This is a genomic window from Janibacter anophelis NBRC 107843 (assembly GCF_001570945.1).
Classification (GTDB): Bacteria; Actinomycetota; Actinomycetes; order Actinomycetales; family Dermatophilaceae; genus Janibacter; species Janibacter anophelis.
The window spans coordinates 1-20,877 of sequence record NZ_BCSQ01000020.1; the positions used below are offsets into that span (position 1 = coordinate 1).

Below are 20,877 nucleotides of genomic sequence, written 5' to 3' on the forward strand. Positions count from 1 at the left end.
GCGTCGATCTCCTCCGACCTCATGGACGTCAAGCGGCTCCAGGCCAACGACCAGATGACGGCCGACGCGGTGGCCCAGGCCCAGCAGGCCGTCGACCTCGGGACCAGGGCGCGCTCCGGGGGCGACGTCCTGCACGCCCTGAGCACCCTCGAGCGGGCCGAGCACTACCTCGACACGGCCCTCGAGCGCTACCGCAAGGACGCCGACCGCACCGCCGCCCGGGCGGAGAAGTTCGACCGCCGCTACGAGCACGTCCGCTCCCGGATCGTCATGGTGGAGCGGCAGATCGACAGCCTGCGCGGCCTCGTGGACGCGGGTCCGCGCACCCAGGTCAAGGAGGCCTCGCGCCAGCTCGCCGCGGCGCACTCGGCTCGCTCGCACGACCTCGACCAGGCGGCCGAGCACCTCACCGAGGCCGAGATCCTCGTCGAGCGCGCCGTCGCGGCCGTCAACTCCCGCTCGAACGACCACCACGGGTTCGGCGGTGGGTTCGGTGGCGGCATCGGCGGTGGCCGCAACAACGGCATCGACGTCGGCTCGCTCATCCTCGGCGGCATCCTCTCCGGCGGCTTCGGCGGCCGCGGCGGTGGCTGGGGCGGCTCCTCCGGTGGATTCGGGGGCGGCAGCTTCGGCGGCGGCGGTGGCGGAGGCGGCGGCTTCGGCGGAGGTGGTCGTTTCTGACCGGCCCGCGCTCCCCCCTTCGTCCTTGACCGCACGACCAGACCACCAGCACCACGACCGGCGGGAGACCGCCAGGAGGAACGCACGATGACCAAGAAGCAGACCATCCTCGGCCGCGTCAGCCAGCTGGCCAAGGCCAACATCAACTCCCTCCTCGACCGCGCCGAGGACCCTGAGAAGATGCTCGACCAGCTCGTGCGCGACTACACGAACTCGATCGCCGAGGCCGAGGAGGCCGTCGCGCAGACCATCGCCCACGTGCGCATGGCCGAGGGCGACCTCAAGGCCGACCGCGAGGCCGCCACCGAGTGGGGCAACAAGGCCGCCGCCGCGGCCAACAAGGCGGACGAGCTCGCCGCTGCCGGTGACAGCGCCGGCGCCGAGAAGTTCACCAACCTCGCGCGGGTCGCCCTGCAACGCCAGATCCAGCACGAGGGCGAGGCCAAGGACGCCGAGCCGGCGATCGCCGCGCAGAACGCGCAGGTCGACCAGCTCAAGTCCGGTCTGGTGTCGATGAAGACCAAGCTCGAGGATCTCAAGACCCGCCGCGACACCCTCGTCGCTCGGGCCCGCTCCGCCGAGGCCCAGTCGCGCGTGCAGGAGGCCATCGGGTCCATCGACGTCATGGACCCCACGAGCGAGCTGGGCCGGTTCGAGGACCGGATCCGTCAGCAGGAGGCGCTCGTCCAGGGCCGCGCCGAGGCCCAGGCCACCACGCTGGAGGACCAGTTCGCCGAGCTCGAGGACCACAGCCAGGACGCGGAGATCGAGGCGCGGCTGGCCGCCCTGCGCAACAAGGGCTGAGGCTGCCTCACCCGTCCCGGGATCATCGGGTCACCCGAGAAACCCCGCCTTCGCAAGAGTTCGGAACTCTTGCGAAGGCGGGGTTTCTCTTGTCCAGCGGCGCTGGCCCCTCCCGCGGGCCGGCGACTGCCAAAATCGTGCGACACAGCAGGATCCACGCGAAGGGGGAACGACATGTGGTGGTTGATCGGAGGCCTGGTCGTGGTGTGCGCCGGTCTGGGCGGGGTCATCGCCCCACGCGGCGGGACCATGAGCAGCGACGACATCGACGGTCACGCACGTGCGGCAGCGGAGACCATCAGCTCCAAGAACAACGAGGGCCGCGGCCTCTGAGACCGAGGCCGATCAGGGGCGCGGCGCGTGCACGACCTGCTGCGCGTCCGTCAGCCCCTTGTCGATGAGCAGCTCGACCGCGTCGGCGGCGTCGTCGATGAGGAAGGGCAGCTCCTTGCGCTCCGTCGAGCTGAAGTCCTTGAGCACGTAGCTCGCCGCGTCCATGCGTCCCGGCGGGCGACCGATACCGATGCGCACCCGCAGGTAGTCCTTCGTCCCGAACGAGCTGGTGATCGAGCGCAGGCCGTTGTGCCCCCCTTCGCCTCCACCGAGCTTGAGACGCACCTCGCCGAAGGGGATGTCCAGCTCGTCGTGCAGCACGATCGTGCGCTCCGGCGGGACGGAGAAGAAGGTCGCCAGGCCCTTGGTCGGGCCCCCGGAGAGATTCATGTACGAGTGCGGCACCGCGATGATCGCGCGGACCCCAGGCGGGGGTCCGAGGCGGATCGACTCGGCACTCGCCCCGGCCTTGTGCGTGCGCAGCCGAGCGCCCGCGCGCTCGGCGAGGTGGTCGATGACCATCGCGCCGACGTTGTGCCGGTTGCCGGCGTACTGCGGGCCGGGGTTGCCGAGACCGACCACGAGCCAGGTGTCATCACTCACGGGGCCCCACTCTAGGCAATGACGAAGGGAGGTGAGCGCACCTCCCTTCGTCGTCCACAGGAGTCGCGCACACGCACTGCGCCGTCACCTCCGGCGTGCCATCGTCTCGTCCATGGCATCTGGACCCAAGGCTGTCCCCGACCTGAGCCCCCGCGAGGAGTTCGACATCCGTGCGCGCAACCTGCGGATCCGGATGGCCACCTACGGTCGACGGCTCGACAACGTGCACAACCATCCCCACAACGACCTGAGGCCCGACGACGTGGTGATGCTGCGCGGGCGCCTCGACGACGCACGCGCAGGGCTGTTCGCAGCCGAGCAGCAAGCGAAGGACGACCTGCACGGCGCGTCGTTCGCGCTCGACTCAGCCGCTGATCTGGCCGATCGCATCGGCCGGCTGGGGCTGATCACCGGGCCGGCACCCCAGGAGTCCGTCGACGTCTTCGAGGCGCCACCCGGGTCCACGCCCGTGCTCGACGCGATCTTCTGGCTCCTCGAGGGCGGCCCGTTCCGCAGACCGTGACCTGACCACGGACAGACGAAGGGCGGGACCTCCGTGTGGAGGTCCCGCCCGTCGTCATGCGGTGTGCCGTTGGGTCACTCCTGCTCGGAGGACTCCTCGCCACCCTCGGTGGACTCCTCGCCATCGGCGGCCTCGGCGTCGGACTCGTCGTGCTCGATGCCGGCCTCGGCCTCGGCCTCGGCGAGCTCGGCCTCAAGCTCCTCGGCGGAGATCTGCTGGGTGATGTTGACGACGAGCAGCTCCGGGTCGGAGGCGAGCGTCGCACCGGCGGGCATCTCGACCTCGCTGGCGTGGATCTGGGTGCCGACCTCGAGGCCCTCGACGGAGACCGTGAGGCTCTCGGGCAGGTTGGTGACGTCGGCCTCGATCTCGAGGGTCTGCGCGTCGACCGTGACCACGGTCTCGGGGGCGGCGTCGCCCTCGACGTGGACGGGGACCTCGACGGTGACCTTCTCGCCGCGCTTGACCATGACGAGGTCGACGTGCTCGATGATCGGCTTGATCGGGTCGCGCTGGACGTCCTTGGCCAGGGCCAGCTGGTCGTCCTCGCCCTCGACGGAGATGGTGAGCAGCGCGTTGGGGTTCTTCAGCGCCTGGAAGGTGTCGTGGAAGGGCAGCGCGAGGTGGATCGGGGCCTCGCCGTGGCCGTAGAGGACCGCGGGGACCTTGTCGGCGCGACGCAGCTTGCGCGCCGCGCCCTTGCCGAACTCGGTGCGCTTGTCGGACACGAGGCGGATCTCGTCGGTGGACATGTGGTGCTCCTTGGTGTGGGGGTCGGCCCGCGCAGGGAGCGGGCGTGTCTCGGACGGTGGCCTCGACGCGGGACGCGGCGCGGACGGATGTCGACGCGCGGGAGAACCCACGGGGCGGCACCGCGTCGATCACGGATCGCTGCGACCGTGCAGCGTCCCTCGCCGAGGCAACCCCGAGATCCTAGTGGACCCGCTCGGGCTGCGACAAACCGGTCCCGGAGCTGGCGCCGGCCACGTCCGCGGACGTGGCCGCGTGCACCGCGATGTCGACGTCGTCGGCGGGCGCGGAGGCGGCTGCATCCTCCCCTTCGCCCAGCTTGACCATGACGACGCCCGCGAGGACCGCCGCGCCCCCGAGCAGTTGGCCGGGCGTCATCGCCTGGCCGACGAGCACCCAGGCGAAACCGATCGCGAGGAGCACCTCGCTCAGCCCGACGAAGGAGGCGACAGTGCCGCCCAGCGCCCGGGCGGCCGCGATCCCGCTGGCGTACGCGACGGCACCCGCGACGAGGGCCAGCTCGAGGACGGCCACCCACCACGGCAGGCTCGTCCCACCGAGGACCACGGTGCCGGTGGTCATCGACCACGGCAGCAGACCGACCGCCGCGGTGACGACGAGGCCCACGGCGCCGACGGCCAGGCCGCCACCGGCGAGGGCGATGGGCGGCAGCGAGTCACGCGTCTCGTGCGCGGCGACGAGGAAGAAGACGACGAGGCCGACCGCGGCGAGCAGGCCCCACAGCACACCGACGACGTCGAGACGGGCCCCCGAGGCGACGTCGAGGACGAGCACGAGCCCCACGACGGCGGCCGCGACACCGGCGCTGGTCAGCACGCTCGGTCGACGCCCGTGCCGGGCCCACATCCACCCGACGATGAGCACCGGCGCGAGGTACTCCAGCAGCAGGGCGACGCCGACGGAGAGCCGCTCGACGGCCATGAAGTACGCGAACTGACACCCCGCGACCGCGAAGAGTCCGTAGGCCAGGGCCTGGCCGAGATTGCGCCGCAGGAGGTGCCACCGCCCGCGCATCGCGATGACGGTGGGGCCGGCGAGCAGCAGCGCCGCCCCGACGATGCGCAGGGTGACCACCGCTGCGGGACTCCAGCCGGCCTCCATGAGCGCGGTCCCGAAGGTGCCCGACGAGCCGAAGGCCGCCGCGGAGAAGAGCGCGATGGCCAGCCCGACCACGAAGGGGGTCCGCTGCGCGGTGGAGTCGACGCTCGCCACGGGCGCTCCTGACGTCATGAGTGAACTAACCTGTTGGTGATGACGCTAGACCTCGCTGACGTCAGGAGTCAACATGACCTTTGCCCATGACACGGACGTGGCACTGCGTACGGCCGCCGCGCTCGTCAACACGAGCGGCCCCTCCCGCGACGAGGACGCCCTCGCGACCACCGACGACCTGCGCGCGTTCTACGTCGAGTGGGGCTGGACCGGCCGATTCGACGGTGACGACGCAGAGCTGACCCAGGCGCGCGCTCTTCGCTCCCGCGTGCGCGCGGTGTGGCTCGCCAGCGAGGACGAGGTCACCACCGTCGACCTCGTGAACGAGCTGCTGCGCGACGGCCGAGCCCTCCCCCAGCTCGTCGAGCACGACGACTACGGCTGGCACATCCACGCGACGGACGGCGACGCCCCCTTCGCCCGGCGGATGCAGGTGGAAGCCGCGATGGCCTTCGTCGACGTGATCCGCGCCGGCGAGCTCTCCCGCCTGCGCGTCTGCGCCGCCGACGACTGCGACGACGTGCTCGTCGACCTCTCCCGCAACCGCTCCAAGCGCTATTGCGAAGGGGGCTGCGGCAACCGCCTCGCCGCCGCCGCCTATCGGGCGCGGCACGGCTGAGCCCGGACCGACTGTCGTCCACTCCGTGGCCCGGAGTGGGGTCGGCGGCTGCCGAAGTCCTTCGTTGTCATGTGGTGAAGTTGTCGTTCTCGACTTCGGCTTGATGCTCGCCGACCCCACCCCGGACCTCTGCGCTCCAGCACAGCTCACCTGACGCAGCGAGCCCCGCAGCCGGGGGGCTGCGGGGCTCGTCCGGTCACGTGATGGCTCAGGTGAACAGGCTGGTGACCGAGCCGTCCTCGAAGACCTCACGGATCGCGCGGGAGACGAGCGGGGCGATCGACAGGACCGTCAGGCCCTCGAACTTCTGCTCGTCGAGGAGCGGGAGGGTGTCGGTGACGATGATCTCCTCGGCGGCGCAGGCGACCATGCGCTCTGCGGCCGGGCCGGAGAAGATCGCGTGCGTGGCGGCGATGATCACGCCTGCGGCCCCGTCGGCCATGAGCGCGTCGGCAGCCTTGGTGATCGTGCCGGCGGTGTCGATCATGTCGTCGACGAGCACGCACCAGCGGCCCTCGACCTCACCGACGACGCGGTTGGCGACGGACTCGTTGGGCCGGTCGATGTTGCGGGTCTTGTGGATGAAGGCCAGCGGCACGCCGCCCAGCTGGCGCGACCACTGCTCGGCGACCTTGATCCGGCCGGCGTCCGGGGAGACGACGGCGAGCTTGCGGTCGCCGTACTTGTCCTTGACGTAGTCGGCGAGGATCGGCCGGGCCATGAGGTGGTCGACCGGGCCGTCGAAGAAGCCCTGGATCTGGTCGGTGTGCAGGTCGACGGCGATGAGCCGGTCGGCGCCGGCGGTCTTGAAGAGGTCGGCCATGAGGCGGGCGGAGATCGGCTCGCGGCCGCGGTGCTTCTTGTCCTGGCGGGCGTAGCCGTAGAAGGGCTGGACGACGGTGATCCGCTTGGCGCTGGCCCGCTTGAGGGCGTCGACCATGAGCAGCTGCTCCATGATCGCCTCGTTGATCGGGGTCGCGTGGCTCTGCAGGACGAAGGCGTCGCACCCGCGCACCGACTCCTCGTAGCGCACGTAGATCTCACCGTTGGCGAACTCGTACGCGCTGGAGGGGACGAGGTCCGTCCCGAGCTCCTCCGCGACGGCCTCGGCCAGCGCCGGGTGGGTCCGCCCGGTGAAGACCATGAGGTTCTTTTCCGTGGTCTTGTTGATACCGGTCACTGGGAGTCCTCGCTGCTGTCGGTGGTGGACGAAGGGGGCGTCGCGGCCTGTGCCGCGGCCTCGGTCGGGGTGCCGGCCCGGTGGGCGGCCACCCAGCCGTCGATGTTGCGCTGGCGGCCGCGGGCGACACCGAGCTGGCCGGGGCCGACTGCATCGGTGAGGGCGGAGCCCGCGGCGACGTAGGCACCGTCGGCGACCTCGACCGGCGCGATGAGCACCGTGTCGGAGCCGACGAAGGAGTGCTTGCCGATGACGGTCTGGTGCTTGGCCACCCCGTCGTAGTTGGCGAAGATCGTGCCGGCGCCGATGTTGGCGCCCTCACCGATCACGGCGTCGCCGGCGTAGGTGAGGTGCGGGACCTTGGCCCCGTCCCCGATCTTGGCGTTCTTGGTCTCGACGAAGCCACCGATCTTCCCCTTCGCCCCGAGCTCGGTGCCGGGACGCAGGTACGAGAAGGGACCCACGGTGGCGTCCGCGCCGATGACCGCGAGGTGCCCCTCGGCCCGCTTGACCTCGGCCCCGTCGCCGACCTCGCAGTCGGTGAGCGAGACGTCCGGGCCGATCGTGGCCTCGGCGCCGATGCTCGTCGCACCCAGCAGCTGGGTGCCGGGCAGCACGCGGGTGTCCTGGCCGATGGTCACGTCGACGTCGATCCACGTGGAGTCCGGGTCGACGATCGTCACGCCGGCGCGCATGTGGCGCTCGAGGACGCGCTGGTTGAGGACCTTGCCCAGCTGCGCGAGCTGGACGCGGTCGTTGACGCCCTCGGTCTGCCGGATGTCGTCGAGGACGTGCGCGGCGACCGTCCCTCCGGCAGCGCGGGCGAGCTGGAGGACGTCGGTGAGGTACTTCTCGCCCTGGGCGTTGTCGGTGGTGACATTGGCCAGCTCACGGCGCAGGACCTGCGCGTCGAAGGCCCAGATGCCCGAGTTGATCTCCCGGATGCCCCGCTCGGCTTCGGTCGCGTCCTTGAACTCGACGATCCGCTCCACGTTGCCGTCCGCGTCGCGGACGATCCGGCCGTAGGACTGGGCGTCGGGCAGCACGGAGGTGATGACGGTGACGGCCGCGCCGGCGGTCACGTGCACCCGGGTCAGCTCGCTGATCGTCTCGGACGACAGGAGGGGGACGTCACCCATCGTGACGATGACCGTCCCCTCGAGGTCCGCAGGCAGCACGTCGAGGCCGCACTCGACGGCGCGTCCGGTGCCCTTGAGCTCGTCCTGGTCGGCGGTGCGGCAGGCGATCCGGTGGCGCTGCGCGTACTCGTCGATGAAGGCGGCGACCCGGTCGCGCTGGTGGCGGATGACGACGACCGTCTCGCTCGCCCCGGCTCCTGCGGCCGCTCGCATCGCGTGCCCGAGGAGCGGGGCCCCGCCGATCGGGTGGAGGACCTTGGGGAGGGTCGATTTCATCCGGGTGCCCTCGCCGGCGGCGAGGATGATGACTGCGTCTGGACGGACGTCGTTCACGCGGTGTTCTCCGAGGTGTCGGGGGTGCGGCCGGCCGTCATGGCCGCTTCGTCACTGTAGCGGCCCGGCGGGACGCTCATCGACCGAGTCCGGTCGCAGCCGCTCGAGCGGTCAGTCGTCGAACTCCTCGTCGACCGCCTCGCCGGTGACGTCGTGGGCGCGGACACCCGCGAGGTGCGCGCCGCCGAGCGGCTCACTCGTCCAGTGCACGAGGCCCCAGCCCTGCGTCGGGTGCCCCTCGAGCAGGATCATCCCGGTGTTGTTGATCCACATGCTCTCCACGTCCTCCGCCGCGAGCCCGGCCGCACGAGTCGCGTAGGCCCGGATCGCCGCGCCGTGGCTGAAGAGCGCGACCGTGTCGTCCCGCCCGTGGCGTTCGGCGACGGCCCGCACCGCCGCGTCGTAGCGTGCGATGAACTCGTGACCGGTGCTGCCTCCCGGCAGGGCGTGGTCGAGGTCGCCGTGCAGCCAGCTCGACAGCGCACCGAGGTAGGCCTCGACGGCCGCCCGGTCCGAGCGCATCTCGAACTCGCCCGCGGCGATCTCCTCGAGTCCCTCACGCACGTGCACCTCGATGCCGCGCTCCTGCGCGAGGGGTGTGCCGGTCAGCTGGGTGCGCACGAGCGGTGAGGCGTAGACCGCGCTGACGTCCTCGTCGGCGAGCGCGGTCGGGACCGCAGCCGCCTGGGCCCGACCGAGATCGGTCAGCCCGGCTCCGGGGAAGGCGGTGTCGAGCGCTCCCACGACGTTGTTGGGGGTCTGACCGTGACGGATGAGCAGGAGTCGCACGCCTGCAGGCTACGCGGCGCCCTCCCGGAGCACGTCGAGGAGGGGACGCGGTGCCCGATCGAGGTCGAGGGCCTGCGTGAAGAGCTCGGCGTATCGCGCCTTGCGTCCCGACTGCGACCCCAGGAACCGTCGCAGCAATTGTTCGCGCGACCATCCCCGCTGGGCGGGCATCTGGGCGAGCAGACGACGGGAGCGCCCCTCGCCTGCGCGGTCGACGATGGCCTCTGCGGCGTCGAGCCCGAGGGCCCGCAGCAGCTCACCCTCCAGATCGGGGTCGCAGGCGTGGAATCCCTGGGCGACCGGACCCACGACGGGGTCGACCAGAAGGCCGGCAGCGGCCAACCCCCTTCGCACGTGGCGCTCCTCGCCGATGTCGTAGAGGCCGATGACCCGTCGGCCCAGACCCTGCGGGCCGTGCTCGCTGGCGAAGGCACGGATGTTGGTCACGCCGCCCATCGGCAGGATCGCGACGCCCTCGGCCGCCAGGTCACGACCCAGCCGTCCGGCGAGGACACGCAGCGCCACCCGGTCGCTCTCCCCCTCGACCAGCACGACGACCCGTGGAGCGCTCACCCGACCATTGAGCGCCGGAGGGCCTTGCGACGCAAGCGGTTATCGTCGCCGACATGAGCAGCGACTCCGCGCCACGGACCGCAGCCGATCGACTCCGCCGGATCGTGCTCGTCGTGGCACTGATCAACTTCGCCTACTTCTTCGTCGAGTTCTCCGTCGCCCTCGTCGCGGGGTCGGTGTCACTGCTCGCCGACAGTGTCGACTTCCTCGAGGACACGGCGATCAACCTGCTGATCTTCGTGGCCCTGGGCTGGCCGTTGGCCCGGCGTGCCCTCATGGGCAAGGGGATGGCCCTGGTCATCCTCGGCCCGGCGACCGTGGCCGGCATCGCGGCGGTCCGCCGCTTCGCCGACCCGGTGGCGCCGGACGTGCTGCCCGTCGTGCTCGCTTCGCTCGGCGCGATCGCCGTCAACGGCACGAGCGGGTGGCTGCTCGCCGGCGTGCGGCACGACGGCGGCTCGCTCAGTCGCGCCGCCTTCCTCTCCGCGCGCAACGACGTGCTGGTCAACATCGCCGTCATCGGGATGGCCGTGGTGACCCTGTGGACCTCCTCAGGCTGGCCCGACCTCGTCCTCGGGTGCGCGATCATCCTCATCGCCCTCCACGCGGCCTGGGAGGTGTGGGAGGTCAGCGAGGAGGAGCGCCTCGCCGCCAAGGCGCTGGCCGGCGAAAAGATCGACTGACCATCACGGGCGCTGCACCTCGTCGACCCCGACGACCCAGGCGCGTTTCTCCGTTCGAGCAGGGGCCTTGTTCTCGATGTACTCGCTGACGATCGCGAAGCCATCGGTCGAGACGTCCGCGCCGGGCGACAGGCCGTCCTTGCTCATGATCAGCTCGGTGGTCCGGGTGTCGACGATGCGGAAGGAGCTCTCCGGGCTGTCCCCGAACAACTGGTCGGTCGGCTGGTAGAAGACGATGAGTCGCCCGCGCGGGTCGTTCGTGGCGATGCGGAAGCCGTCCTCCACCTCGACCGTCCCGATCTCCTTGTCGGCCAAGGCATCCCGCAGTGTCAGCTCGTCGCCGTCCCGGGAGATGAGGAACCGGTCGTGCACCACCGAGCCCCCGTCGGGGACCTGCTGGTTCTTCCCGACGGGCGGGGCGTCGACCTCGACGAAGCCGTCCTCGCCGAGCAGTCGCACGCTGTCACCGCAGCGGACGACGGGCGTCCCCTCGGGCGCCAGTCGGCCTCCGGACTCGCCGACGCCGTCGAGACGGGCGCCCGGGCAGGAGACCTGCGCGATCTCGTCCCCGGAGCGAAGGGAGGTGACTGTCACCTCGTCGCCGGACCGGTGGACCGCCTCGTCACCCCGGACGATGACCCGGCCGCGGGGCGAGTCCTCGAACGTCTTCGCCACCTTGCCCGTGTCGAGATCGAGCGCCTGCGTCGTCTCCTCCTGCGGGGTGATCAGGACGTACTCCTGCTCGGGCAGCCCCTCGGGGAAAAGCGTCACCAGATCGGTGTCGCACCCGACCTCGGTGTCATGGCTCCACGTCACGGCGCCGTCCTCGAGCGCGACGCCGGAGACGACGAGGGTGCCACCGTCGACGTCCTCGCCCAGCCGGGCCTCGCTCTGCGGGGACATGCACGAGACGACCGCGACGTGCTGCTCGGACAGGCCGATGATCTCGACCTCGCCACCCGGCTGCAGCGACCGGTCACCCTGGGCGACGAGCAGGTCGGTGCCGGGCACCTCGATCTCACCGCTCTCCCTGCGGATCCGCACGTCGGGGCCGAGTGCGCTGACGTGGGTCCCATCGGAGGTGAGCGCGGGCACCCCCACGCCGTAGAACATGTCGCCACCCCAGCGACGACCCGTCGGCGCGTGCTCCACCCAGTCGTTGGCGTCGTCGTCGGAGTAGGCGAACCACCCGTTCGGGCCGATCGACATGCCATGGGGCTTGTCGCCGGTGAAGTACACGTGCCCGTCGACCCCGCCGCCACCGCGGGTGAACCAATACCAGCCGCCGAGCGTCACCGTGAGCGCACCCACGACCAGCACGGCAACGAACTTGGCGAGGTCGGCCGCCCGGCTCGGAGTGCTCACGTGGTCTCTCCCTTCGTCCCCGCGACCCAAAGGCGCGTGCCCTCGGTGTCCAGGTCATCGGTCTCCACGATGACGATGCCATCGGGTGAGGCGTCCGGGCCCGTACGCAGCGGGCCGTCGGCGGTGACCACGACCTCGCCGGTGCGGGCGTCGAAGATCCGGTAGTTGCCGGTGCTGCGGTCACCGCCCCGCTCCCACTTCACGAATCCGACGAGATCGCCTGCGGGCAGGAACCCGGCCAATTGGAAGTCGTCGGGGACCTTCAGGTCGTCGAGGGTCTCACCTGTGAGCGCATCGCGCAGGTGGACGGTCTCGGTGTCGGCGACCCGCTCGAGCACGAGGCGACCGACGGCCACCTCCTCGCCCTGCGGGAGCGGGGTGTCGGTCGGTGCGGGCGGCGCCCCGACGTCGACGAACTCGTCGCCGTCGAGGACGTGGACGGTGTCTCCGCACTCGACGAAGGGAGTCGCCCCGGGCGCGATCTGCCGAGAGATGTCGCCCGTGTCACCGATGCCGGCGCCCTCACAGCTCAGGTCGGCCAGCTCCTTGCCGGTGCGCAGCGAGCTCCACGTCACCGAGCCCTGACCGTCGGAGGCGAGCACGTGCTCGCCCTGGACTGCGTACCAGCGACTCTTGGCGCCGGACCAGCGCTGGGCCACCGTGCCGGTATCGATGTCCACGGCCATGATCTGCTCCTCGGCCGGCTCCAGGAGGAGGTACTCCTGCGCGGGCAGGGTGCTCGGGTAGCCGCGCACCCCGAACTCGGCGCTGCAGGCGCCCCGCGTGTCGAGGGTCCAGGTGATCGAGGCGTCCTCGAGCGAGACACCGGCGAGGACGTAGCGCCCACCTTCCGGGTCGTCGTAGAGGTTCGAGGGCTTGGGGGCGAGGCAGGTGGCGGCGACGACGTGGGTCTCGCTCACCCCCGCGAGCTGGATGTTGGTGCCCGGCCACAGGTCCTCGTCGCCGAAGGCGTCCGCGACCTCGGTCGTCGAGGTCGAGTCGCTCGAGCCCTTGCGCTTGATGTGGAGTGCCTCGGCGTCCGGCTGCACGACGACACCGTCCTCGGTGATCTCCCTCGTGGAGGTCATGTCGTCGACCGTCCACGTCTCGCCGGTGCGGACATTGCGCACGACGTCCCCGCTCCCTTCGCCGGGGTGTGTCAGCCAGCCGCCCGGGCCGAGCTGCACGGCGATGTCCTCGCTCGTCCACAGGACCTGCCCGTCGACCTGCGGCGGGTCGGCGCGGTCGAACACGCCCCCGAGCCCGCCGGGGAGGAAGGAGACGACACCGGCCGCGAACATCGCCACGAGCGCGAGGACACCGAGGGCCCCCACCACCTTTTTCACGGTCCGGTTGCGAGGCTGCGGGTCGGCGGCGTGCGGAGCGGTCACTCGGCGATTGTCGCGGATGCGGGCGCTTCGGGGGCGACCGGGGCGTCCGCACGTCGGTCAAGGACGCGAGCTCCCCGGGTAGGAGTCGAACCTACGTCGCTAGTCCTGATTCAAAGTCAGGCGGGCCCTGCCGGCAGACCAACCGGGGAACGCCGCCGAGGCGGCTCCGGTCAGGGTAGTCGACGCGACCACGCGGTCGTCACCGACAATGGCGACATGAGCATGCACGAGGACGAAGGGCGGACCGCAGCCCGTCGACCGCGGATGACGGGCGCGGCCCGCCGGGAGCAGCTCGTGAGCGTGGGCCGACGACTCTTCGCCACCAGGGGGCTCGAGGGCACATCGGTCGAGGAGATCGCGGCGACGGCCCAGGTGTCCAAGCCCGTCGTCTACGAGCACTTCGGCGGCAAGGAGGGCCTCTACGCCGTCGTCGTCGACCGGGAGCTGAGCAACCTCACGGCCGAGATCACGGCCGCGCTGACCGCCGGCGGCTCCGACCGCGAGACGATCGAGCGCGCGGCCCTGGCCCTCTTCGACTACATCGAGGGCTCACCCGACGGCTTCCGCATCCTCGTGCGCGACGTGTCCGGCGCGGCCCCGACCGGCACGTACTCGTCGCTGATGTCGGACGCGGCGGCCCAGGTGGCCTACCTGCTCTCGGACGCCTTCGCGCACCGCGGCTTCGACACCGAGCACGCGCAGATGTACGCCCAGATGCTCGTCGGCATGGTCTCGCTCACCGGCCAGTGGTGGCTCGAGACCCGCACCCCGCCCAAGGAGGTCGTCGCCGCCCACGTCGTCAACCTCGCGTGGCACGGCCTGACGGGCCTGAGGCACACCCCCGGGCTCGTGGACCAGCGCGCCGGCTGACCGGCCTCAGGCCTGCTGCAGCTCCACCCGGTTGCCCACCGGGTCGTCGGTGTGGAAGCGCCGGATGCCGGGGATCGCCTCGTCCCACCGGATCTCAGCACCTGCCGCGGACACCACCTTCGCCACTGCGTCGACGTCGGCGACGAGGAAGCAGGGGTGCGCCTTGAGCGCCGGGCGGAAGTCCGCCTCGACCCCGCAGTGCAGCTCACGGTCCCCGGCCCGGAACCACACCCCGCCGCGCGCGGCGAGGACCGGCGGCTTCGGGATCTCGGACATGCCGAGCACCCCGCCGTAGAACTCGCGGAGCAGGCCCTCGCTGCCCGCAGGACAAGCGATCTGGACGTGGTGCAGTCCGACGACGCTCATGCCTTGCGCCCCACCGCGAAGACCCGGCGGAAGGCGAGCAGCACCCCCGCGGGCGTCCGTGGGTAGGCCTGCGCAACCCTCTCTGCGTACGCGGCGAGGAACTCCTCACGCTCGGTCTCGTCCTGGAGCACCTCGAGCATCGGGCGCAGACCGGTGCCCGTCACCCAGTCGAGCACCGGGTTGTCGCTGCGCCCCTCGGGGTCGAGCACGTGCGTGTACGTCGTCTCCCAGGCGTCGACGGTCAGGCCAGCCGCGGAGAGGACCTGCAGGTAGGTCGACGGATCGCCCGCGCCATAACGCTTGGTCGCCGCCTCGAGCTCGCCGCTGCGCGGGTGCTCGATCGCAACCTCACGCATCAGGGCGTGCGTCGGGGCATCGAAGTTGCCCGGCACCTGCAGCGCGAACCACCCTCCCGGCGCCAGCGCCTCCACCCAGGTGTCGATGAGGGGCAGGTGACGCGGAACCCACTGCAGCGCAGCGTTGCTCACGATGACGTCGGGCGCCTGGCCCAGACTCGAGATGTCCCACTCGGCGAGATCGGCCTCGACCCACTCGACGCGGGACGCGGTGTCGAGGGCCCGGGCCGCGTCGAGCATCGCGGTACTGCTGTCGACGCCCACGATCCGTGCCTGCGGCCAGCGCTCGGCCAGGCTGAGGGTCGGTCGTCCGTTGCCGCAGCCCAGGTCGACGACCAGCTGCGGATCCGTCGCCCCGATCCGCGCGACCAGGTCCGCGAAGGGGCGGACGCGTTCGTCGGAGAACTGCCCGTACCGGTCCGGGTCCCAGGTCACCGTCATGTTGCCTCCTCGGTAGCGTGCGACGAGCCTATCGGCCGAACGGCCATTTGCCTCGACATCAAGATTCACGACGGCAGGTATTCTCGACGCATGAGCAGCCGCCACGACCCCTCGGACGACGTCGACGCCATCGTCGAGGCCTGGCGTCGGGAGCGGCCGGACCTCGACGTCGAGCCGCTCCACGTCTTCTCCCGGGTCTCGCGCCTCTCCCGCCTGCTCGACCTCGACCGCACCAATGCCTTCGCCCGGCACGACCTCGAGGGCTGGGAGTTCGACGTGCTGTCCGCGCTCCGGCGCGCGGGCGAGCCGCACGAGCTCTCCCCCGGCCGGCTCGTGCAGGAGACGCTCGTGACCTCGGGGACGATGACCAACCGCATCGACCGGCTCGCGACCAAGGGCTGGGTCGAGCGTCTCCCCTCCCCCGCCGACCGCCGCGGCGTGATCGTGCGGCTCACGGCGACCGGCCGGGCTGCCGTCGATGCCGCCATGGCCGACCTGCTCACCCGTGAGGGCGAGCTGCTCGCCGACATGCCGGGTGACGAGCGTGAGGCGCTCACCCGGGCGCTCAAGCGGCTGCTCGCTCCCTTCGAGAGCTGATCAGCCGACGAGCTCGGCGGCCTCGAGCCACTCGAGCTCGAGCAGCTCCTTTTCGTCGGCGAGCTCGCCGAGGCTCGCGTTGAGCTCGGCCAGCCGCGTGTGGTCGTGCACCGCGTCGGCCATCTCGTGGTGGAGCTTGTCCTCGCGGTCCGCGAGCCGTCCCAGCTGCTTCTCGATCCGGGCCATCGCCTTGCGGGCCTCACGTTGCGCCGCCGGGTCCACGGCAGGTGACGAGGACGAAGGGGGCGCCCCGCCCCCCTTCGTCGTGGTCGCCGGGGACCCGGCGGACCCGGACATCGCCGCGGGGCCGCCGGTCGCGCGCTGCGCCTCCCGCAACCGCAGGTACTCGTCGACTCCACCGGGCACGTGCCGCAGGCGACCGTCGAGGATCGCGTACTGCTGGTCGGTGATCCGCTCGAGGAGGTAGCGGTCGTGGGAGATGACGATCAGCGTGCCCGGCCAGGAGTCGAGCAGGTCCTCCATCGCCGCGAGCATGTCGGAGTCGACGTCGTTGGTCGGCTCGTCGAGGGCGATGACATTGGGCTCGGCGAGCAGCAGCAGGAGCAGCTGCAGGCGGCGCTTCTGCCCACCCGACAGGTCGTCGACGCGCGCGGACAGGTGCTCGCGCGCGAAGCCCAGCCGCTCGAGCAGCTGCGCCGGCGTGTGGTCCTTGCCGTCGATGGTGAAGGTCGTCTTGGTACGGGCCAGCACCTCGCGCACCCGGTCGGAGCCGATCTGCGCCAGCTGGGAGAACTGCTGGTCGAGGAAGCCGAACTGCACGGTCTTGCCCCGCTTGACCCGACCGGACGTCGGCTCGATCTCGCCGGCGACGAGGTTCAGGAGGGTCGACTTGCCGGCACCGTTGGCGCCGAGGATGCCGGTGCGCTCGCCGGGGGCGATCCGCCAGGTGATGTCGCGCAGGACGGTGCGCTCACCGAAGTCGACGCCGGCGCCTTCGAGGTCGATGACGTCCTTGCCCAGGCGCGCGACGGCCATCCGCTGCAGCTCGATCGGGTTGCGCACGGGCGGCACGTCGGCGATGAGCTGGTTGGCGGCCTCGATGCGGAACTTCGGCTTGGAGGTGCGCGCAGGTGCGCCCCGGCGCAGCCAGGCCAGCTCCTTGCGCATGAGGTTCTGCCGCTTCTGCTCCGTCGCGGCGTTGATCCGGTCGCGCTCGACCCGCTGCAGGACGTAGGCCGCGTATCCGCCCTCGAAGGGCTCGACGATGCCGTCGTGCACCTCCCAGGTCTCGGTGCACACCTCGTCGAGGAACCACCGGTCGTGGGTGATGACGAGCAGGCCGCCGGTGCCCCGCGGCCACCGAACCTTGAGGTGCTGCGCCAGCCAGGCGATGCCCTCGACGTCGAGGTGGTTGGTCGGCTCGTCGAGCGCGATGAGGTCCCAGTCGCCCACGAGCAGCGCCGCGAGCGCGACCCGGCGGCGCTGCCCGCCGGACAGCTCGCCGACGCGCGCCTCCCAGGGGACGTCGGCGACGAGACCGCCGATGACGTCACGCACCCGTGGGTCCCCGGCCCACTCGTGCTCGGGGCGGTCACCGACGATGCAGTACGCGACCGTGTCGTCAGGGTCGAGGTCGTCGGCCTGGGTCAGCACGCCGAAGCGCACTCCCCCGCGCCGGGTGATGCGGCCCGACTGCGGCTCGATGGTGCCGGCGAGCATGCCGAGCAGGCTCGACTTGCCGTCGCCGTTGCGGCCGACGAGGCCGATGCGGTCGCCCTCCTCGATGCCGAGGCTGACGTCGTCGAAGACGACACGCGTGGGGTACTCGAGATGGAGCGACTCGGCTCCGAGCAGGGGTGTGGCCATCAGGTCGTGCGCGCGGTGGGCAGGATGTGGGCCCCGTGCACCGGTCCGGTGGCCCGCAGGACGTCGCCGGCGACCCCCGAGGCGGTGAGGGCCACGGCGAGGTCGATGGCGCCCTCGGCGCCGGAAGCCAGCATCGCGACGGTCGGACCCGAGCCGGACACGATCGCGGCGAGTGCACCGAAACCCATCGCGGCGTCGATGACCTCGCCGATGGCCGGCTGCAGGGACACGGCGTCGGGCTGCAGGTCGTTGTCGAGCACGGGCGCGAGCGCGGTCGGGTCGCCCGAGCGCAGGGCGCTCATCAGGGCGGCACTGGGGCGCGGCTCGTCGATCGTCGTGCCGGAGGTGCGCTGGTCGAAGGCGCTGTAGACCATCGGCGTCGACAGCCCGCTCGCGGCGGAAGGCACGAAGACCCAGTGGTAGGTCCCCTTCGCCAGCACGGCGGTGACCACCTCGCCGCGGCCGGAGCCGACGGCGGTGCCCCCGTGGAGGAGGAAGGGCACGTCGCTGCCGATGCCGGCGGCGATCTCCTCGAGCTCCTCCTTGGGCAGGTCGGTGCCCCAGAGGGCGTCGCACGCGACGAGCGCGGCGGCGGCATCCGCGGAGCCACCGGCCATCCCACCGGCCACCGGGATCTCCTTGTGGATCGACAGGTGGACCGGGTCCTGGCCGCCGGTGTGCTCGGCGAGGGCGTGGGCCGCGCGCAGCGCGAGGTTGGACTCGTCGGTCGGCACCTTGTCGGCGTCGCGGCCGCGCACCGAGCAGCCCCAGTCGTCGGCGAGCGCCGCGGTGACCTCGTCGTGGATGCCGACGGCCTGGTAGACGGTCGAGAGCGAGTGGTACCCGTCCTCCCGGAGGGGCCCCACGAAGAGCTCGAGGTTGACCTTGGCCGGCGCGCGCACGGTCACGGCCGCGGGCTGCTCGAGGACGGAGGTCATGCGGTCACCCTAGCCATGAGCTCCTCGGCGATCCGGGCAAAGGCGGTGACCTCCAGCTGCTCCCCGCGGGTCCGGGGGTCGACGCCCGCGGCGAGCAGGGCCTGCTCGGCGACCTCGCCGGACCCCGCGACGGGACGAAGGGCGGCCCGCAGCGTCTTGCGGCGCTGGGCGAAGGCGGCGTCGACGACGGCGAAGACCTGCTCGCGGGTGGCGTCGGTGGCCGGAGGGTCGCGGCGCACGAGCCGCACGAGCCCGGAGTCGACATTGGGCACCGGCCAGAAGATGCTGCGCGAGACCCGTCCGGCCAGGTCCACCTGCGTCCACCAGGCGGCCTTGACGCTCGGGACGCCGTAGGTCTTGCTGCCCGGGCCGGCGGCGAGCCGCTCGGCCACCTCCAGCTGCACCATGACGAGCACCCGCTCGATGGACGGGAAGGTCTCGAGGAAGTGCAGGACGACCGGGACCGAGATGTTGTAGGGCAGGTTGGCCACGAGGGCCGTGGGCGGGGGGCCGGGCAGGTCGGTGACGGTGAGGGCGTCGGCGTGCACGACCTCGAGCCGGTCCTGCGCGCCCGGCAGCTGCGTCGCGACGGTCTCCGTGAGGGCACCCGCGAGGACGGGGTCGACCTCGACCGCGGTGACCCGGTCGGCCTCCTGCAGGAGGGCGAGGGTCAGCGAGCCCAGGCCGGGTCCGATCTCGACGACGTGGTCGGTCGAGGTCACCTCTCCGGCCCGCACGATCCGGCGCACGGTGTTGGCGTCGACGACGAAGTTCTGCCCCCACTGCTTGGTCGGGCGCACGCCCAGCCGGTCGGCCAGCTCGCGGATGCGCGTGGCGCCGAGCAGCCCCTGCGAGCCCGCACCGGAGTCGGGGACGGGTCCGTCCGCGGCGGGCTCGGGGGTGGGGCTCATGGGGCGACTCTATTCATCGTCGGTCGGGTCACGGCAATCACGGCGACGGGCCCCGGGACCGCGATGGTCCGGGGGCCCGTCGTCAGGGTGCGGTGGTCAGGCCGCGTGGGCGCAGCCCCACGGCTGCAGGCCGCGCTGGGCGTACACGCGGTTGGCCACCGTGATCTGCTCGGCGCGCGAGGCCAGGTCGGCACGCTGGGCGAAGTCGCCACCGCCGGCGCCGAGCCAGGTCTGGATGTCGAACTGCAGACCGCCGTAGTACCCGTTGCCGGTGTTGATCGACCAGTTGCCGGTCGACTCGCACTGGGCGATGCGGTCCCACATCGCCGCGCGGGAGAGGTCGATGCCGGCGCCGCTGCCGGTGCTCTTCGGCTCGGACGTGGGCTCCGAGGTCGGCTCGGGCGAGGACGTCGGCTTCGGGGCCGAGGTCCGGGTGGAGCTCTTCGGCGCCGGGGCCTTGGGCGCCGGGGCCTTGGGCGCCGCGGTGGCGGTCGGCTTGGGCTCCGGCTTGGGCTTGGTGCCCTGGACGACGATCCTGCTGACCGGCTTGCGGGTGACCTTGCTGCTGGTCACCTTGGAGACGGCGACCTTGCCGTTCTTGTAGGTCTTGCGCACGGTGTTGGTGCGCAGTCCGTCACGGCCCTCGCGCTCGACCTTCGTCGTGCCCTCGAGCATCGACGCGTCCTTCGTGTAGACGGTCGTGAAGGGGATGCTCTCCGTGCGGCGGTCGGACCTGTTGCTGATCCGGTCCAGACGGATCGTCATGCCGTCCTTGACCGCGGCGGAGGCGCCCGGCTTGATCCGGTCGTTGGAGTCGTAGCGGACCTCGGCCTGCTTGAGCGCGGCCTCGACGGTCGCGGCCGTCACGGTGGCCGTGCTGCGCTTGCCCCCGATGAGGAGCTTGACGTCCTTGGGGGTGGACATCTTCAGCTCGAGGCCGTCACGGCCGATGCCCTGGCTGCGCGAGGCGGACAGGACCGCGTCGTCGCTGCCGCGGATGCCGAGCTCCTTGAGCGCGTCGCCGACGGTCGTGGCCGTGGTCCAGTACTCCCGCTCCTTGCCGTCGACGGTGACCGTGAGCTTGCGGCCGTACCGCACGACGATCGTCTGCCCGTCGTCGACGGGGGTCTGCGCCGAAGGCGTCACGGTGTCGTGCTCGCCCAGGTCGATGCCCTGCTTGTCGAGGACGTCGGCGACCGTGCCGCCGAAGGAGTGGACGGTGGACTTCTCACCGTCGACCGACAGGGCGACGGACTTGTCCATGACGACGACGCCCGAGACCCCGAGGGCCAGGGCTCCGACGACGCCGGCCTGGGTGATGCGGCGGATCGCGGGTGAACTCACAGTGCTCCGATGATTGTTCTTCCCGGGCACCGGTGGGTCCGCGCACGGGGACCCATGGATGGCGGGCACCTGTGTCAGCGATAAGAGATCAGGGGAAACCGGCCCCGGCCAACAGCGGACCACCCTGCACCACGGGCGACCCCAAGGTCAAGTTTTGGTAACGACACCCTCGGGCGCTTGCGGGAACCGCCCCTCGCAGACCCTCGAGAACCCCCGAAAAACCGGGGC

At 71.5% G+C, this 20,877-nt stretch carries 22 protein-coding genes, 1 tRNA gene and 1 pseudogene; 8 read left to right on the forward strand and 16 right to left on the reverse strand.

Going from position 1 to position 20,877, the window contains the following annotated elements:
* The 3 genes and pseudogenes from JAN01S_RS17095 to JAN01S_RS16870 all read left to right on the forward strand — a co-directional run.
* A pseudogene (locus JAN01S_RS17095) lies at positions 1–681 on the forward strand (hypothetical protein); the annotation flags it as partial.
* Between the two features lie 87 nt (positions 682–768).
* Positions 769–1,485, forward strand: coding sequence for a PspA/IM30 family protein (locus JAN01S_RS07050; protein ID WP_068315776.1), 717 nt, complete (start codon positions 769–771; stop codon positions 1,483–1,485).
* Between the two features lie 174 nt (positions 1,486–1,659).
* Positions 1,660–1,818: a hypothetical protein gene (locus JAN01S_RS16870; RefSeq protein ID WP_157075642.1), complete on the forward strand. Its 159-nt coding sequence runs from the start codon at positions 1,660–1,662 to the stop codon at positions 1,816–1,818.
* 12 nt (positions 1,819–1,830) lie between these two features.
* On the opposite strand, the gene pth is transcribed toward JAN01S_RS16870, so the two are convergent.
* Complete coding sequence (gene pth / locus JAN01S_RS07055) at positions 1,831–2,421, reverse strand: aminoacyl-tRNA hydrolase (protein ID WP_068315779.1); 591 nt, start codon at positions 2,419–2,421, stop codon at positions 1,831–1,833.
* A gap of 112 nt (positions 2,422–2,533) precedes the next feature.
* Between pth and JAN01S_RS07060 the strand changes: the two genes are divergently transcribed.
* On the forward strand, positions 2,534–2,944 hold the full coding sequence (locus tag JAN01S_RS07060; protein WP_068315782.1) for a hypothetical protein: 411 nt from the start codon (positions 2,534–2,536) through the stop codon (positions 2,942–2,944).
* A 74-nt stretch (positions 2,945–3,018) separates the two neighbouring features.
* On the opposite strand, the gene JAN01S_RS07065 is transcribed toward JAN01S_RS07060, so the two are convergent.
* Together JAN01S_RS07065 and JAN01S_RS07070 are read right to left on the reverse strand one after the other, a co-directional pair.
* A complete protein-coding gene (locus tag JAN01S_RS07065; RefSeq protein ID WP_068315786.1) occupies positions 3,019–3,696 on the reverse strand; it encodes a 50S ribosomal protein L25/general stress protein Ctc in 678 nt (225 codons plus the stop codon).
* A 181-nt stretch (positions 3,697–3,877) separates the two neighbouring features.
* Positions 3,878–4,927, reverse strand: a complete 1,050-nt coding sequence (locus JAN01S_RS07070; protein WP_068315789.1) for an EamA family transporter — start codon at positions 4,925–4,927, stop codon at positions 3,878–3,880.
* 73 nt (positions 4,928–5,000) lie between these two features.
* On the opposite strand from JAN01S_RS07070, the gene JAN01S_RS07075 reads away from it, so the two are divergent.
* On the forward strand, positions 5,001–5,546 hold the full coding sequence (locus tag JAN01S_RS07075; RefSeq protein WP_068315792.1) for a CGNR zinc finger domain-containing protein: 546 nt from the start codon (positions 5,001–5,003) through the stop codon (positions 5,544–5,546).
* Between the two features lie 208 nt (positions 5,547–5,754).
* Here the strand turns inward: JAN01S_RS07075 and JAN01S_RS07080 are convergent, their stop codons facing one another.
* The 4 genes from JAN01S_RS07080 to JAN01S_RS07095 all read right to left on the reverse strand — a co-directional run bounded on the left by JAN01S_RS07080 (position 5,755) and on the right by JAN01S_RS07095 (position 9,560).
* Positions 5,755–6,726, reverse strand: coding sequence for a ribose-phosphate diphosphokinase (locus tag JAN01S_RS07080; RefSeq protein WP_068315795.1), 972 nt, complete (start codon positions 6,724–6,726; stop codon positions 5,755–5,757).
* Complete coding sequence (gene glmU, locus JAN01S_RS07085; RefSeq protein WP_084360084.1) at positions 6,723–8,198, reverse strand: bifunctional UDP-N-acetylglucosamine diphosphorylase/glucosamine-1-phosphate N-acetyltransferase GlmU; 1,476 nt, start codon at positions 8,196–8,198, stop codon at positions 6,723–6,725. The genes JAN01S_RS07080 and glmU overlap by 4 nt, the downstream gene beginning before the upstream one ends.
* A gap of 111 nt (positions 8,199–8,309) precedes the next feature.
* A complete protein-coding gene (locus JAN01S_RS07090; protein WP_068315798.1) occupies positions 8,310–8,987 on the reverse strand; it encodes a histidine phosphatase family protein in 678 nt (225 codons plus the stop codon).
* A 9-nt stretch (positions 8,988–8,996) separates the two neighbouring features.
* Entirely contained in the window at positions 8,997–9,560 is a 564-nt protein-coding gene (locus JAN01S_RS07095) for a TOPRIM nucleotidyl transferase/hydrolase domain-containing protein (protein ID WP_068315801.1), read from the reverse strand.
* 53 nt (positions 9,561–9,613) lie between these two features.
* Here JAN01S_RS07095 and JAN01S_RS07100 point away from each other — a divergent pair, with 53 nt between their 5' ends.
* Positions 9,614–10,243 (forward strand): cation diffusion facilitator family transporter, encoded by a 630-nt coding sequence (locus JAN01S_RS07100; RefSeq protein WP_068315803.1) that lies wholly within the window; start codon positions 9,614–9,616, stop codon positions 10,241–10,243.
* A gap of 3 nt (positions 10,244–10,246) precedes the next feature.
* Here the strand turns inward: JAN01S_RS07100 and JAN01S_RS07105 are convergent, their stop codons facing one another.
* The 3 genes from JAN01S_RS07105 to JAN01S_RS07115 form a co-directional block, all read right to left on the reverse strand.
* Complete coding sequence (locus JAN01S_RS07105; RefSeq protein ID WP_068315806.1) at positions 10,247–11,608, reverse strand: hypothetical protein; 1,362 nt, start codon at positions 11,606–11,608, stop codon at positions 10,247–10,249.
* Complete coding sequence (locus JAN01S_RS07110; RefSeq protein ID WP_157075643.1) at positions 11,605–12,999, reverse strand: hypothetical protein; 1,395 nt, start codon at positions 12,997–12,999, stop codon at positions 11,605–11,607. Before JAN01S_RS07110 ends, JAN01S_RS07105 begins: the two co-directional genes overlap by 4 nt.
* Positions 13,000–13,069: 70 nt before the next feature.
* Positions 13,070–13,148, reverse strand: a tRNA-Gln gene (locus JAN01S_RS07115).
* Positions 13,149–13,263: 115 nt separating this feature from the next.
* On the opposite strand from JAN01S_RS07115, the gene JAN01S_RS07120 reads away from it, so the two are divergent.
* A complete protein-coding gene (locus JAN01S_RS07120; RefSeq protein ID WP_084360088.1) occupies positions 13,264–13,869 on the forward strand; it encodes a TetR/AcrR family transcriptional regulator in 606 nt (201 codons plus the stop codon).
* A gap of 6 nt (positions 13,870–13,875) precedes the next feature.
* Here the strand turns inward: JAN01S_RS07120 and JAN01S_RS07125 are convergent, their stop codons facing one another.
* Together JAN01S_RS07125 and JAN01S_RS07130 are read right to left on the reverse strand one after the other, a co-directional pair.
* Positions 13,876–14,235, reverse strand: coding sequence for a VOC family protein (locus tag JAN01S_RS07125; protein ID WP_068315810.1), 360 nt, complete (start codon positions 14,233–14,235; stop codon positions 13,876–13,878).
* On the reverse strand, positions 14,232–15,032 hold the full coding sequence (locus JAN01S_RS07130) for a methyltransferase domain-containing protein (RefSeq protein WP_068315811.1): 801 nt from the start codon (positions 15,030–15,032) through the stop codon (positions 14,232–14,234). The genes JAN01S_RS07125 and JAN01S_RS07130 overlap by 4 nt, the downstream gene beginning before the upstream one ends.
* Positions 15,033–15,122: 90 nt before the next feature.
* Between JAN01S_RS07130 and JAN01S_RS07135 the strand changes: the two genes are divergently transcribed.
* Positions 15,123–15,629 (forward strand): MarR family winged helix-turn-helix transcriptional regulator, encoded by a 507-nt coding sequence (locus JAN01S_RS07135; RefSeq protein WP_068315812.1) that lies wholly within the window; start codon positions 15,123–15,125, stop codon positions 15,627–15,629.
* Here JAN01S_RS07135 and JAN01S_RS07140 read toward each other — a convergent pair whose 3' ends face one another.
* The 4 genes from JAN01S_RS07140 to JAN01S_RS17675 all read right to left on the reverse strand — a co-directional run bounded on the left by JAN01S_RS07140 (position 15,630) and on the right by JAN01S_RS17675 (position 20,649).
* A complete protein-coding gene (locus tag JAN01S_RS07140) occupies positions 15,630–17,456 on the reverse strand; it encodes an ABC-F family ATP-binding cassette domain-containing protein (protein ID WP_068315814.1) in 1,827 nt (608 codons plus the stop codon).
* Positions 17,456–18,394 (reverse strand): 4-(cytidine 5'-diphospho)-2-C-methyl-D-erythritol kinase, encoded by a 939-nt coding sequence (locus tag JAN01S_RS07145; protein ID WP_068315818.1) that lies wholly within the window; start codon positions 18,392–18,394, stop codon positions 17,456–17,458. Before JAN01S_RS07145 ends, JAN01S_RS07140 begins: the two co-directional genes overlap by 1 nt.
* Entirely contained in the window at positions 18,391–19,305 is a 915-nt protein-coding gene (gene rsmA / locus JAN01S_RS07150; protein WP_084360085.1) for a 16S rRNA (adenine(1518)-N(6)/adenine(1519)-N(6))-dimethyltransferase RsmA, read from the reverse strand. The genes JAN01S_RS07145 and rsmA overlap by 4 nt, the downstream gene beginning before the upstream one ends.
* 96 nt (positions 19,306–19,401) lie before the next feature.
* On the reverse strand, positions 19,402–20,649 hold the full coding sequence (locus tag JAN01S_RS17675; RefSeq protein ID WP_280513181.1) for a resuscitation-promoting factor: 1,248 nt from the start codon (positions 20,647–20,649) through the stop codon (positions 19,402–19,404).
* Between the last annotated feature and the right edge of the window lie 228 nt (positions 20,650–20,877).